This window comes from Chitinophaga hostae (assembly GCF_018224885.1).
Classification (GTDB): domain Bacteria; phylum Bacteroidota; class Bacteroidia; order Chitinophagales; family Chitinophagaceae; genus Chitinophaga; species Chitinophaga hostae.
On record NZ_JAGTXB010000008.1, the window covers coordinates 286,938 to 301,249 of the forward strand.

Below are 14,312 nucleotides of genomic sequence, written 5' to 3' on the forward strand. Positions count from 1 at the left end.
ATTTTCAATGTACCGTGGCAGCTGCTTCGCTACCACGGTACCGGCTATACGTTTTTATTGCTGTGCCTGTACGCCTCCGACCGTAGCGGCTGCAGGAGCAACCACATTGGGTGTCAGGCTCAGGAATGGACTCAGGTAGGTCGGATTGAATACGGTTGGCGAAGCTAATCCGGTAACTACTGATGGTTGCACCAGGCCGGTAGTATGTGTACCTGCAAATGCCACTACCTGGTTATAATTGACAGCACCTACAAAGTTGGTGTAAGCCGTAATGCTTCGTCCCGTTTGATTGGACAGCGCCTGTACTGCCGCCGGATCATGGGCTACATTACACATCAGCAACATTGTCCGTCCCTGTGGGGCGCTCTGAATCATAGGGGCGAGTTCTTCTATCGGCGCCATCGTTCCAGCGGCCGTCTGGAACAAGCCAGGCTCTCCATGGCTACCGATAACAGCAACACCTCGTGGAACTGTTGGTTCAAGGCTGGCCATATCGCTGATCAGCGCTGCATCTGAAGACAGTTCCCTGGCCGTACCTGTAGAGAACCTCGATATACCAAACCTGGCAACACCTGTTCCCAGCTCTGCTACGTTTCCAATTAACGCACCTCTTTCCAGTCCTCTCTCGCCATCAACCGCCACACCTACGGTACCCCCTACCAGTCCGCCGGGAGAACTGAGGGAAGACACCGTATTCAGGGCATGCCTCATTTCCGCGTCCTGCGCAGCAGTAGTACCGCCGCTATAGGAAACACCCAGTTGTATGGCACTCGTGGTAGTTACCGCAATACCTCCCGCAGTGGCCATGGCTCCCGCTGCCAGCACCAGCAAAGGTGTGGCTGCACCGGCAGTGAATATAGTCAGCAAACCGGCCCCCAGCAATAACAAACCGCCAAGTAAAGTGGCGCCGCCGCGGCTCCAGAAAGAACGTTCTCCTCCTCCACCGCCGCCGCTGCCGGTACCTCCCGGCGTTCCGCTGGAACTGCCTCCTGGTGTACCCTGCGGACTACCACCAGGACTACCGTTCGGACTACCGCCAGGGCTACCCTGCGGGCTGCCACCCGGTACGCCACCCGGAGATCCGCCTGGCCCTCCACTCGGAGAACCACCAGGAGATCCGCCTGGCGCACCTCCCGGCGTACCGGTAGGACCGCTTTGCGGAGCCGTATCCGGCGGTGGTGAAGCAGGAGTGCCTCCCGGAGAACCGCCTGTTGTTGGTGGTGTGGTGCCCGAACCAGAGCCGGAACCAGAGCCACTTCCGCCGGGATGTGTGGGTCCTGAACCATGGGAGCCGCTTCGTCGTCCGCGCGGCAACCGGTAAAGATTGTCATCACCGAAATTCCATCGCCCACCGGTACCACTGGCATTCGGTTCCCAGGTAGGCATTCTCCGGAAACCATAACCCTGTCTTCTTAAAACCCGGGCAATATCAGCTTCCGTTTCACGGCCGGTAGCATGACCGGAAATCGTTACACCATCCATACCCGTTGGATCATGTATCATCACAGGATTATTGGAACAATAGCGATACAAATTCATACCATCCACAAATCCCCCGGGATCGCTGCTGGTCCAACGTCCCAGCCACGCCGCATAATAACGTGCACCTACATAATAAAAACCTGTTTCTTCATCTCTCTCCTTCCCGCAAAAACGGTAACGTTTCATACTCAGGTCTGCTCCCGGTTTAGAAATACGATAGGCCGAAGTGCCGAAAGGATGATATTCTTCATAAGAGATCACTTCTCCCGCAGTATTGGTTTCCATCACTGCCGAACCAATATGGTTTCCATATTGATAACGTATCACCGGCACGTTGAGCGCCGACGCAGGATCAGCGCCCAGCGTATCAATGGTTTTGGTATCTATCTGTGCAATAGTGCCCACATTATCGGCTACGCGCAGTGTATATCGTTCAAAATCGGGCGCCCCCATACCGGTACTTTCACGATAAATTTCTACTGCACCGAGATAAATACGCTCCAGCTTTTTTCCGCCGATGCGCTCAATAATTTTCCGCGCGCGCTGCCCACCGGAGCCATACACGTAATATGCGTGCCCGCCGCCGCCCAGGTTCACACTACTCAGCTGCGACTGAAAATTCCATTCTATACTGTTAGCCCCCGGCAAATGCGGCATGGAAGTCATATTGCCTCCCGCATTATGCACATAGGCTCCGGAAAATACGCCCGGCGCATCTCCCGGCATACTGGTGGCCTTCAACCGGTTGGTCACATTAGTGGGATCATCTTCATATTCGTACTTATAACGCTGTTGCCAGGTAGCCCCGGTAGCACTGTGTTTCAACGATTGAATATTGCCGCAATCATCAAAAGCATATTGCTCGGTATATATCCGGACAGCAGTGCTGTTATTCATTTCCGGTAATTGCGGAATGAAGGAGATATCCGTATTGTTACGCTGCGTATCCATCGTTAAACCCGAATGTTCCCTTCCGCTGGCCTTTGTCAGCTGGTAAACAGCATCATATTCAAACAACGATTCCGGGTACACTACCGTATTCTTAAAAAAATGTGTTTGCTGCGCATCATCCCGGATCTGGGTGATGTTACCTTTGGGATCATAGGTAAACGAAATATTCTGCAGTGCTGCCGCTTCGGCATCTGTATCTTTCTGTAAGGTCAGCAGATCCGTTAAGCGGAAAGTCAGCGGATCATAGAAATATTTCGTGATGGTGCCATTACCATATTGCGCCATTTGTCTTTGCCCCCGGGCATCATAATCCTGGCTTTTCAGGAACGGAATAAAGGCGCCTGCTCCACGAATCTTCACATTCAGCGTGGCAATATGATTGGCTTCATTATAGATGGGTTGTACAATGGATTGATCCGGCAATGTAGCCATCACAGGGCGGTTTAGCGCATCAAATGTTCCGGAGGAAGAATAAGTGGCTGTTTCCAGCAACGGATCGGCAGCTGTAAGAATATCCGGGATCACCACAAGCCCTTTCAGTGGGGTCCAGTCTATCAGCTGTTTGTAATCTTTCGTTAGTCTTTTCTCTGCTTCGGTAATATTACCTTTGAAATCGATGTGCTTAACAGTGCTCACACCACTCTGATCATACACCTGGTATACTTTTCCTTTCATGTTCAGCAACCTGGCCTGTGCATCGGGAAACAGGTCGCCATACACGATGCGTGCATACATCCATTCGGTAGCTCCTATTTTCAGGTAACTGCTCACCGGGCGGTCCATGGCATCGAACTCAAAACGGTAATACTGCCCGGCAGCATTCCACATTTTGTAAATGCGGCCCTGTACATCCTGGAATACCCATTTCTTTCCTTTTTCAGCAGTATCGGAATACATAGGCGCACCGGCGAGATTGCTTACGCCATAACTAACCAGCCGATTCAGCTGATCGAACGATTTGGAATATCTTCCCAATGCATCTGTTTCCACCCATACGGCTGTTTTTTTACCGCCTCCGTAATCTGCCACCGTCATCAAAGGCCGGCCCATGGAGTCTGCATGAAAAGTAGCCGGTGTCTGATTATGGCGTGCAGCCAGCCATGCAGCCCTTGTTTCCGGATCGGCCGGTTCCGGATCTGCCGGCAACGGGCTGCCACGGTCACTGTACCATTGACTGGCCACTACGTTATCATTTACATCGTACGATTTAAAATACCAGGGATTGAACTCCGTATTGGAAAAAGTGCCGTTAGGGAATGCTGTTTTAATTAACCTGCCGGTAGGATCGTAGTAACGGGTTGCCGTTGCACCGGTTTCCACCAATTCACTTTCAGATTCGAAATGAAAAGTAGTACTGAAATAAGGTTCATATTTTTTCACCATATTCCCCTTATTGTTATAGATGGTGCGGCCATTGCCAATCCAGCGCGGATCCGCGTCTACCTCATCTGCGGTATGGGTAACAGGATTCCATACCTTCGCTTTACCGGGGTTCACCTGGTTTTTGGTCATGATTACACCGCCGTTACCATTGGAATAAGCGTAACTCTCCTGCCAACGCGGATTGGAAACGCCATGCTGTTCCCTGCTGAAACAATGCACATAATTGGGTTTACCATTATTTACCCAGTTAAAAAGATCATACTCCATGTAGTTGGTAGGATCTGCCAGCGTATCGCCGTCACTGCTGCCGGCCTTTCCCATAACAGCTATTTTAACCACAAATCCAAGTTCATCTGTTTCCACTGCAGAACGGTTTCCGTTGGGATCAGTGAGCAACCAGGGTTTCAGCACCCGGTAATCATTGTCTGCCGTTACGGTATTACCGATCGCGTCTGTGCAGCTTTGCACCAGTATATGCAGGTCGTCGTATTGTATATGATGTTCTCTTCCGAATACATCTTTTGTACCGGTAGGAATATAAAAATCAACTGCGGGGGTGGCAGAAAAAATATCTGTTCCCGAAGGCGCCCACCAATGCGCATCAGCTTCTGTATGTGTATAGCCTGCCGCTGCGAGCATTGCCGGCGTTACTTCGGCGCCATAATACTTGGTGACCAGGTTTTGTGTAAATGTGAGCTGATATTTTTTATGTACAAAGCCTAACGCTGAAAGCGTTCCCAATGCCAGCGGACCGGAGAGATCATCTTTCAGGAAATAGATCCGGCCATGAGCGGATAATCTTTTTTGAATACTACCTGTAAACTCTTCTTCATACTGTATAACAGGAGCTCCCGGAACGCCTGCCAGGTTTATTTTATGCAGATAAAAACCGGGAGGCTGCGTAATACCGGCTACTTCATATGCCATCGATTCACATAGCTCACGTAAACGATAGGTATCGTCTCCGGTCACATCTGTTGTATAAACAGTTTCATTATAAGCAATATGCAGTTTCCGCTGTTCATCCCACACTTTATCCGGAATATCATTGGGCGCCACAGGTCTGCTTAACCGCGGATATACTACCGCAACGGATTTGGTCGTATATCCCAGGTCGTCTGTTTCCAGCACAAAGGAATGTGCGATGCGGGGATCTGCCTGGTTTCGCTCAAACGCATAGGTAATACTTTCTGATGGCAGTACCAGGAAGGACGCATATGGGTTACTCCCTTTAGGTTGTATCAGGCGTATTTCATTGTTGGCCTGCATGGCAGTATAAGGACAAGATTCCTGCGCAGTTCCGTCAAATGCATATACCTCTGTCCGCAGGTGCTGACCTTTACATGCCCGTAGCGCCTCGTGAATTTCATCAGGCTGCAAACCTGCCGGCAATACAGGATCCGGCATATCATAAGGTGTAATAGTACCATTAAAATATTCTGCCGCACACTGGTGCAGCAATCGCTGGTTAGCGAGGTAAGCACCGGTATGGAACCAGGAAATAGTGGTGATGGGAGGCTGGTGCAGATCTTCCTCTACTACATTCAGCGCAACGTTGAGTTTAAACTGGCTGAATACTTCTGTATCATTTTGTTCTACCCGGGCAAATCCCCGGAACTCCTTTTCTGTAGCATCGTAGTAGCCGTGGCGGTAGCTGTAGGTGTTGGTAAAAATAGTTTCCCTGATCTTATCAGCAGTAGTTACACGGGAAATGCAATGCACCGGAAACGGGAGCTTCGTGATCCAGGGAATTCCTTTCTGTTTATCTTCCAGGTAATAAAAGGTAGAAGATTTATATGCTATGGTCACTTCTTTGCCACAATTATTTTTATGGCCGATCAGTAAGGCAGGTTTCTTACCACCCATCAGATCGATATACTGCAATGGTTTACTGGCTATCGGCGACGCATATACGATAGCTGCCGTACCGGCTCCCAGGAAATCCATCACAGATACATGAGACATATTATCCACGGCAGGAAAAGCACTGAGTATTTCCGGAGCAGCGGCCCATTCGTTGCCGTTGAGGTTCATCCATACGCTGAAATTATTTTTTCCCAGGTAAACTATATCGGTAGTGCCGGAGCCGTCAATATCCGCGAGTCTTAAATAGGCAGGATTAAACTGATCAGGGTGATCGAATACCGGCGCGTGGTCCATACTCACCTTCGCACCAAAACGGCCATAGCCGAGATTAGGCCAGTAACATATTTCACCGTTCCGGATGCGGACAATATCCGTCAGCGCATCGCCGCTCATATCCGCCAGGAAAATACATTGCTCCCGGTCAGCAAAAACAATGGCAGGTCCTTTTTCCTCATCGGTGGCTTTCATCACTGTTTCCGGCACCTCAAAGCCTTTCTCTCCCGCCCCGGCATGCCAGCGTAGCTGGTATTCATCGGTATAGAGCATGTCCGGCATATGATCCCCGGTGAGGTCAATGAAACGCATATTCGCTTCTTTGGGATAGAGCACCGGTGTTTGTTTAAAATACCGCATCCCTTCCCACACAGCATCTTCTGTTAACTTGAAAAATCCGTTGAATTGTTTGTCTACCTGCACCAGGTATTTAATTCCATTCCCTTCCAGCTCTTGTATCATCACGCCTTTATTAAGTCCCCCGTAAGAGGGCTTCGGCGCTACCGGCCGTGCCGGAGAAAACTGTCCGTTACCGAGATTGGATTTATAATACCATCCTCCGCCCTGCTCGGTGAGGATTCCTGCAACGCCTTCACTATAAAGATCAACCCAGAGGTAGGTTTTATCATCTATACCCACCGGCGCGTGTACCAGGTTATCGGGGCTCACCGATTGCACACTGGTGTTCCATTCATGCGACTGGTACTGCAGTTCCAGTTCCGGGAGATGTTTTGTGAGGTAGCTGTTGGCGCCGGCATCCCAGAGATGCCCGTTCTGTCTGGCTCTCACGAGGAAAGAGTAGCCGTTTACCTGGTCGCCGTTACCGGTCAGTGGAAGTGCATCATCATAAAACAGCTGTAACGATTTTACGAGGCAGGGGTTTACCGGCAGCAGCATATCCGGGAAACAGTGAAATATCATCACCCTGCTGCATCTGCGGTAGGTGCGTATTTCAAAGCCTGAGCGGTAGGAGGAAAAAGGATCTTTGCGGCAGATCCAATCGTTTTTTTCCTGGTCAATATCACCCGGAATATCGGCTGCGGTATCGTGTTCACCATAGTCAAAAATTACTTTAAAAAGAAAATCGCTTTCGGCCGGCAGTGTATCGCCCAGGTAATAGGGCTGCTGGTTACCGTATAGCACTTTCTTGATGTAGAGCTGTGTGCAATGATGAAGCCGGTGGGTTTCATTTTGCATCGCAGGAATACCGGCGAAGTCTTCTTTTTTATACTGCACCAGCACCAGGTTTCCTTTGTCATCATGCGTGCGGCATAGCAGCCATTTAAATACCCGGCTGTCATCATCAGGATCAGTAAGCCTGCTGTCGGCTGTAAAACCATAATAAGAAATATGATTATCGGCGGAAACAATCCGCCAGTGCACCTGTGCTGTATTATCGTCCATCCATTTTTCGATACGGGTAAAGGAGCCTTCTATCCTGGGGCGGTAACGCATTACGGTGTAGTTTACACCGTTTACCATTCTGGGAACGGGCGTATTTTTCCATTCGCTGCCATTCCACTCCAGCAAGGGGATCAGGTCTTCCGCTCCGGACAACACGAAAGTATCTGACGCTGTGGCGTCATGGTAACGGGGCAAACCATCTTCTGTTTTACGGCTGATCGAAGGGATGGCGATTTCCCATCCTAATCCGAAACTGCCGTTACCACTGCCGGAATGATAAGCCAGGTCAAAGCCCGGTAAATACCCGTTACGCCCGGGACTGTACGGAATTGGAATAGAAAAGGAAGCTGTACCGGAAACTGCATTCACATTAAATTTCTCGTCGATTCCTTTAATGGCGCCACCTCCCTTTGGCAATGCAACAACGGGCATCTCCATGTTGCCGGATGAGGATGAGGCAGAATCGTTGCCAGATGAGAATACGCTCCGTCCGGGATAATCCGAAGGATTACCCGTTTTTTTGGGGTCATGAAGAGGCATAATCTACTTTTTGTTTTTTAGGGTTTGGGGTTCCTGTAATAAAAGTAAATCTTTTCTTGTAACAACGTGTCATTTTTTCCGGCGTACAAAAAAAATAACAATGGAACAACATTCCTTAGTGCGTACGCTACACACAAAGCGACTGGCAATTTATTACACCAGCTGAACTAATACTGCAGTAGTTAAAACTGTAACCTGAAGCTGCCGAAAACGCCAAACCCTGATCGTTGCGGATTCGCCGCGCTGTTTGGATACAAACGCCATACAGCATCTACCCGGAAGAAATGAAAGATGTTATCCAGACCGGTACCTATTTCAGTGTAGGTTTTCCCTTTAAAGGAATGCATACCATAGCCGGGAAATTCCATTTTATTATAGATAATATTTTCACGCGAGAGATCGCCTACCACTGCTTTTACATTCCAAAACTGCCGTATCCCGCTTCTTCTCATAAATGGCAGCAGGTTAAGTAACTTCCCATCAAAATTGTGTTCCAGGTTAAAGCCTGCATACCGGTCGCTGATAAATTCATATTTATTCATCAGGCTAAAGGACTCCTTATTATAGTAATACGTTTCGTTGCCGGGATGTATCTGTAACAGCATAAACGGCAACTTGTCTGCGAAAATACGGCCCCCATACAACTGGTAAGTCACCTGTCCCCATCGTGGTATGCGGAAACGCTGATTGACACTTAAACTAACCCTTTGATATCCGTACTGACTGCCTAATACACCAGCGGCTGCGGTCCCGTATAATAATTCAACTACCGGGAGATGCCCCCGCACGCGCCGTACTTTGCGTGGCGTACGTATTTCATGCTCACCCAGCGCATATCTCAACTTCAGCTGCCATTCCGTATTAATGACGTCACCAACGGCATTTTCAGGCAGGAATATTTTGTGAGGCGGCAACGGTGACAAAGTACTGAAGCTGCTATGCAGGAAAGTTCCTTCCACAGAAAAACTCATGGGTAACTTTTTCGAAATACTGAATTTCATTTCGCGTTCGCGGATGAATTTCTGTGGAATGTTCCGGCGGCGGACTACCTGTCCGAATATATTATCCAGGGAAACTTCTTCCCCGTTAAATCCCCGTTGACGGTTGTCAAGATCATCTTTGAAAGAAGTAAATATGCTATATCCATTTTTCCCCGGAAGATTCCATGCCATAGCTACCTTTCCTTTGAGCGCCTTATCACCCGTACCATAAGCGAGGTATCCCGACAGGCGCAACTGGCGGCTGAATTCCGGCGTGGTGCCCAGATCAAAGCGGAGCCGGGTTCCTTCCACCGGGTTGCGGCTAACCCATTTATACCAGGGTCCGATTTCCACCATGCCCAACTTTAAGTGTCCATCCAGCAAAAAAGTTATTTTATCACTCAAACTTTTGAATGCAGGCATCGCTCTCAGTGTATCCACCAGCGTCATTGCCAATGCCTCGTTGGTGGTCAGGTTTTCCGGACGGTGTTGATTCCAGTAAATATTTCCTGCTGCAGCTGCGCTGTCAGCAATCACTACTTCCTCTTTATTACGGCCAGCTGCTATCTTCACACGAACATCAGGATCATTTATTTTCACCTGCCGGTAATGGGTTGTTTTACGGGCAATGAAAGTATTGCGCTCCTTTCCCAGCGGCGCCAGTTCCACAATAAATCTATCTTTCAATACTACCCACTCCCTTTCCTCCCTTGTAGCGAATTCCTGTATGATCTCCAATCGTTTTACAAAATTAATATTCACTGCTCCATTCACACTCATACTGATTTTCGACAGGGCCCAGGTGGGACCATGAATCCAGCAGTCGCCCGTAAATACATTTTCTCCTTCGCGTTTAGGTGTAAAGGCCAGGTGAAAATAAGGTACGCCATTAAGCGTTACAGTATCCAATGCTTTATAATGATAGTATTTGTCGCCGGTAACACTTACGGGGCTTATAAATTCCCTCCCAAAAATCTGCATATAATCCTGGTAGGAATTTATCTTTTGGTTGATACCGCCAAGATATTGCATCACCGATTCATTCCTGATTCCGCCGCTGTGTAATGCTTTAATTTCCTCCCTTACACGCGGCGGCGATGCGGTAACATAATAATCGGAGATCGTTTCGCTTAAAAAAACGGGTAAAAAAGAGCCGCTTTCAGAAACACTGTCCACACGATCCAGTATAAATTTAAATGGCCTCATGATGCCTGAATGCTGCCATTTTGTTTTATCGAGATTAGCAATGTCAATTTCCAGTTTATTGTACAATTCTGCATAATAGGTATCATATCGCCCGGGCGTGTTTTCCTTTTTGTGCGCCACGATCTGCCGCCACCATACCAGGCCCCGGTTCATTTTCCCTTTCACCTCCACGCCTTCCTTCACAGTGGTCTGCAGCTGAATCAACAGCGAGGTTGGTTTACCGGTTATTTCCGGCTCCAGGGATAATACCTGGTAGCCGACATAACGCACAATTAACGTATCATGGTTATCATGACTTTTTTTCAGATGGAAATACCCGGCACTGTCCGTCATACAACCAAAGCCACCTCTTTTCCAGTATACGGTGGCATAAGGCAATCCTTCCTGTGAAAATGCAGCAACGACCCTTCCGGTGATAACCGCCGGGATTTGCGCATCAACACGGGAAATAACAAGCAGCAGGCAACAACAGAAAATCCAGCGATTCACAGCACAGTTGTAGGCAATACTCATGCACAAAAAATTGAAGCTCACACAAAATCCAATTATTCCACGATGTTTTATACATGACGCCCGAAAAGACATTTCCCCCTATCCCGGCTTTAGCAGGGTATATGATGTGACCTGGATCACATATGTTATAACATTTTGGGATAGTGATGCAGATCACGCTACCGCCCGGAAAAACCTTTCCATCTTTGTGTTACAATTAAAAAATAAAGACATGAAAAATCAAAAATTTAACATCGTAAATGCCCAGAGCAATATCGATTGGGTCGGTAAAAAAGTAACCGGCGCACACAATGGTACCATTGCCATAAAAGAAGGCGAACTCATTTTGAATGATGGCCAACTTAGCGGCGGAAAATTTATTATAGACACCACCTCTATCAGGATACTGGATGTAACTGATCCTGCCACCAATGCACAGTTTGCCGGTCACCTCGCATCGGACGACTTCTTCTCTATCGAAACCTATCCCGAAGCAATGCTGGAGATCACGGCTGTATCAGGCAATCATGTGGAAGGAGCTTTGACCATCAAAGGAATTACTCATCCCGTTGGTTTCGATACTGCCATCCGGGTAAACGAAGACCTGTTAACCGCTACCGGCCAGCTGATCATTGACCGCACCAAATACGGCATAAGATTCCGTTCCGGTAATTTCTTTAAAGATTTGGGGGATACCCTGATCTACAATGATTTTGAATTAAACATCAGTATCACCGCTAAAGCTGCATAGTCCGCTTTGGCACAAAAAAATAAATCATGCCTTACGTTAAAATTGAAGTAACCCGGGAGGGCGTCACCAAACAACAAAAGCAGGCGCTGATCAAAGGTATTACCGATCTGATCACGGACGTGCTAAATAAAGATCCTCATCTAACCCATGTGGTGATCCGGGAAATTGACCTGGACGACTGGGGATATGCAGGAGAACAGGTATCTGCACTGAGAGCAAAAGGTATAACAGCTGATAAAAAATAATAGCATGAAAAAGTTAACAATTATTGTGACTGGCGCCTCCTCCGGCATCGGCAAAGAAATAGCCCGTCATTTCCTGCAAAAGGGCGACAACGTAGTCATCAACTCCTCCACTGCAGAAAAACTGGCACGGGTATACGAAGAATTGGGCGGAGGCGAAAACCTCGCTATGATAGCAGGCGACGTGGCCGATAAAAATACCGGCGACAAGCTGCTGGCAACCGCCATGGAAAAATTTGGCGCCGCAGATGTGCTGGTAAACAATGCCGGCATCTATGAAAACAAACCATTCCTTGAAGTAGATGAAGCTTATCTCGACCGGTTTTTGAATACTAATCTGAAGGGGACTTTCTTTACCACCCAGGCTATCATTCCGCAAATGCTTAAACAACACGGTGGTGTGGTGATCAATATCGGCACCCCGCTGGTAAATCATGCGTTGGGCGGCGCTCCTTCGGCTGCGCCCATTGCCTCCAAAGGCGCCATACATGCGCTCACCCTGCAGCTGGCGGCAGAATTCGGCAAACATAATATCAGGGTAAACACGATTGCCGCGGGCGTTATACGCACTCCCATGCACGGCGACCAGGCAGATCAAAGCGCAGGCATACACCTGCTCAACCGGGTAGGTGAAGTAACAGACATCGCAGCAATGGTGGATACCATTTCGAGAAGTAACTTTATAAACGGGGCCATCATCCATGTAGACGGTGGTATGGCAGCCGGTCATCACCTGAATTAATATGAAAACGCGTTTATTAACCGCTTTGCTATCATTCACACTGTTGGCAGTAAAAGCACAAAAATCAACGGAAATGGATACTTCCCAACAAGATACCGCAGCCATCCGTCAGGCGCTGGAAGATTATTATCTTAACGGACTTTATGTGGGCGATATTAATACGCTGCGCAAAATATTATACCCGGGCACCTTATTATTCGGCGATATAAAAGGGCAGCCTTATGCCAAAACACTGGAGCAATACCTCGATGGGGTGGCGCATCGGCAAAGCCCTAAAGACTCCGGCAAACCCTTTAAGGGAACGGTGCTGTCGGTAGAAGTGATTAACACCATTGCAGTGGCCAAAGTGAATATCAAAATGTACGATTTCAATTATTATGACCTGCTTTCGCTTCATAAAATTGATAACCGTTGGGTGATCGTTAATAAAATGCTGACCGACATAGTGGAATAAATGTAACGCCTTAACCTGTAAATCATGAACACTTCAAAAGTATGGTTTGTAACCGGCGCCTCCCGGGGACTGGGACTGAGTCTCGTAAAAAAGCTGCTCGATAACGGTTACCGGGTGGCGGCCACCTCCAGGAATGCGCATCTGTTAAGCCAGGCGGTTGGCCTGATAGATCATGATCGCTTTCTTCCATTGGCAGTAGATCTCAACAACACAGACTGTATCAGTGATGCCGTACAACAAACCGTGTTGGCATTCGGGCGTATTGATGTACTGGTAAACAATGCCGGCTATGGCATGGTGGGAGCATTGGAGGAGATACCGGAACAGGAGGTAAAGAACCTCTTTGATACAAACGTACGGGCCACCATCCATGTAACGAAGCGTATCCTGCCGGTCATGCGCAGGCAGCGATCAGGGTATATTTTGAACATTGGTTCGGTAGCAGGGTTTGCCGGCGCTCATGGCTGGGCTGTTTATGCTGCCACCAAAGCTGCGGTGGCGGCCTTTTCTGAAGTGATGGCGCTGGATGTAAAGGAATTTGGCATTAAAGTTACGGTAGTTGAACCCTCCGGTTTCCGGACAGGCTTTCTCACCCCGGACTCCCTTGTATCAAGCAGTGAGGGTGCCGGGGAATATGAAGCTGTAAAGCATACACAGGAACGCTACCTGTCCATGAACGGGCAACAGGCAGGCGACCCTGACCGGGCTGCGGCAATTTTCATAGCAATGGCGGAAAACCCCGCACCGCCCCTGCACCTGTTTCTCGGAAAGGAGGCATATAACAGGGCGTCAGAAAAAATAGCGGCCATGTCTGCTGAACTTGAGCAGTGGAAGCAGGTTACCATGGGCGCCGATTTTCCTGCGTGAGCAACGGCTGCGCCGATCGCCGGTACACAGCACTTTATTTTCTATCTGAAAACGTTTAACTTTAAAAACGCAGTATGAAATACCACTTATATGGCCATGGACGCAAAAGATATTTTAAAAGCACACATAGATAAAATAACCGTGCTCCCCAAGGAGCAGTTTGACTATTTCTTCCAGCACTTTGAGAACCGGCATTTCAAAAAAGGGCAGGCCATTATTACAGCCGGCGACCAGGTAGATGGCGAATACTTCGTGCTGTCCGGCTGTTTGAAATCTTTCTTTATCAACGACGACCTGAAAATGTTCATCCTGCAGTTTGCCATGCCTACCTGGTGGACATCCGACTATAACGCATTGTATAATCACGGCAGCGCCACCATCAATGTGGATTGCATTACTGATGCGGAAGTACTTTATCTCAGCAATGGTGACAGAGAAAAAATATGCAGCGAACTCCATGCAGTGGAACATTTTTTCCGGTGGCGAACCAACAGGGGATATGTTGCCTCACAGAAAAGGTTGTTGTCTTTGATGAATAATAATGTGAAACAACGGTATGAGGAATTATTGAAGCTATACCCGGAGCTTTATAATATGGTTCCTAAAAAGCTGATCGCGGCCTATTTGGGTGTATCAAGAGAAACGCTCAGCCGCCTGTATAACGACTAGACAACCGGGA

Annotated in this window: 8 protein-coding genes; 6 read left to right on the forward strand and 2 right to left on the reverse strand. The window is 48.4% G+C overall.

The annotated features are described in order from the left end of the window. Positions 1 to 54: 54 nt before the first annotated feature. Both KE626_RS18255 and KE626_RS18260 read right to left on the reverse strand, forming a co-directional pair. Positions 55 to 7,899 (reverse strand): SpvB/TcaC N-terminal domain-containing protein, encoded by a 7,845-nt coding sequence (locus KE626_RS18255; RefSeq protein ID WP_211974362.1) that lies wholly within the window; start codon positions 7,897 to 7,899, stop codon positions 55 to 57. A gap of 182 nt (positions 7,900 to 8,081) precedes the next feature. Further along, positions 8,082 to 10,598 (reverse strand): DUF5686 and carboxypeptidase-like regulatory domain-containing protein, encoded by a 2,517-nt coding sequence (locus KE626_RS18260; RefSeq protein WP_211974363.1) that lies wholly within the window; start codon positions 10,596 to 10,598, stop codon positions 8,082 to 8,084. Positions 10,599 to 10,809: 211 nt separating this feature from the next. On the opposite strand from KE626_RS18260, the gene KE626_RS18265 reads away from it, so the two are divergent. The 6 genes from KE626_RS18265 (at position 10,810) to KE626_RS18290 (ending at position 14,302) form a co-directional block, all read left to right on the forward strand. Further along, positions 10,810 to 11,328: a YceI family protein gene (locus KE626_RS18265; RefSeq protein WP_211974364.1), complete on the forward strand. Its 519-nt coding sequence runs from the start codon at positions 10,810 to 10,812 to the stop codon at positions 11,326 to 11,328. 26 nt (positions 11,329 to 11,354) lie between these two features. Next, the gene (locus KE626_RS18270) at positions 11,355 to 11,573 is read left to right on the forward strand and encodes a tautomerase family protein (protein WP_211974365.1); all 219 of its coding nucleotides are present in this window, start codon (positions 11,355 to 11,357) and stop codon (positions 11,571 to 11,573) included. Positions 11,574 to 11,577: 4 nt separating this feature from the next. Beyond that, positions 11,578 to 12,312 carry an SDR family NAD(P)-dependent oxidoreductase gene (locus tag KE626_RS18275; RefSeq protein WP_211974366.1) on the forward strand — a complete coding sequence of 245 codons (735 nt, stop codon included), beginning with the start codon at positions 11,578 to 11,580 and terminating at the stop codon, positions 12,310 to 12,312. Between the two features lies 1 nt (position 12,313). After that, positions 12,314 to 12,766 carry a nuclear transport factor 2 family protein gene (locus KE626_RS18280; RefSeq protein ID WP_211974367.1) on the forward strand — a complete coding sequence of 151 codons (453 nt, stop codon included), beginning with the start codon at positions 12,314 to 12,316 and terminating at the stop codon, positions 12,764 to 12,766. 24 nt (positions 12,767 to 12,790) lie between these two features. Continuing rightward, a complete protein-coding gene (locus KE626_RS18285; RefSeq protein ID WP_211974368.1) occupies positions 12,791 to 13,633 on the forward strand; it encodes an SDR family NAD(P)-dependent oxidoreductase in 843 nt (280 codons plus the stop codon). Between the two features lie 90 nt (positions 13,634 to 13,723). Beyond that, positions 13,724 to 14,302: a Crp/Fnr family transcriptional regulator gene (locus KE626_RS18290; protein ID WP_249207546.1), complete on the forward strand. Its 579-nt coding sequence runs from the start codon at positions 13,724 to 13,726 to the stop codon at positions 14,300 to 14,302. The last annotated feature ends 10 nt before the right edge of the window (positions 14,303 to 14,312 follow it).

What these genes read in the sequence shown, in the direction of transcription:
- KE626_RS18255 (WP_211974362.1), bottom strand. Translation starts at nt 7,899, where the DNA reads ATGCCTCTTCATGACCCCAAAAAAACGGGTAATCCTTCGGATTATCCC.
- KE626_RS18260 (WP_211974363.1), bottom strand. Translation starts at nt 10,598, where the DNA reads ATGAGTATTGCCTACAACTGTGCTGTGAATCGCTGGATTTTCTGTTGT.
- KE626_RS18265 (WP_211974364.1), top strand. Translation starts at nt 10,810, where the DNA reads ATGAAAAATCAAAAATTTAACATCGTAAATGCCCAGAGCAATATCGAT.
- KE626_RS18270 (WP_211974365.1), top strand. Translation starts at nt 11,355, where the DNA reads ATGCCTTACGTTAAAATTGAAGTAACCCGGGAGGGCGTCACCAAACAA.
- KE626_RS18275 (WP_211974366.1), top strand. Translation starts at nt 11,578, where the DNA reads ATGAAAAAGTTAACAATTATTGTGACTGGCGCCTCCTCCGGCATCGGC.
- KE626_RS18280 (WP_211974367.1), top strand. Translation starts at nt 12,314, where the DNA reads ATGAAAACGCGTTTATTAACCGCTTTGCTATCATTCACACTGTTGGCA.
- KE626_RS18285 (WP_211974368.1), top strand. Translation starts at nt 12,791, where the DNA reads ATGAACACTTCAAAAGTATGGTTTGTAACCGGCGCCTCCCGGGGACTG.
- KE626_RS18290 (WP_249207546.1), top strand. Translation starts at nt 13,724, where the DNA reads ATGGCCATGGACGCAAAAGATATTTTAAAAGCACACATAGATAAAATA.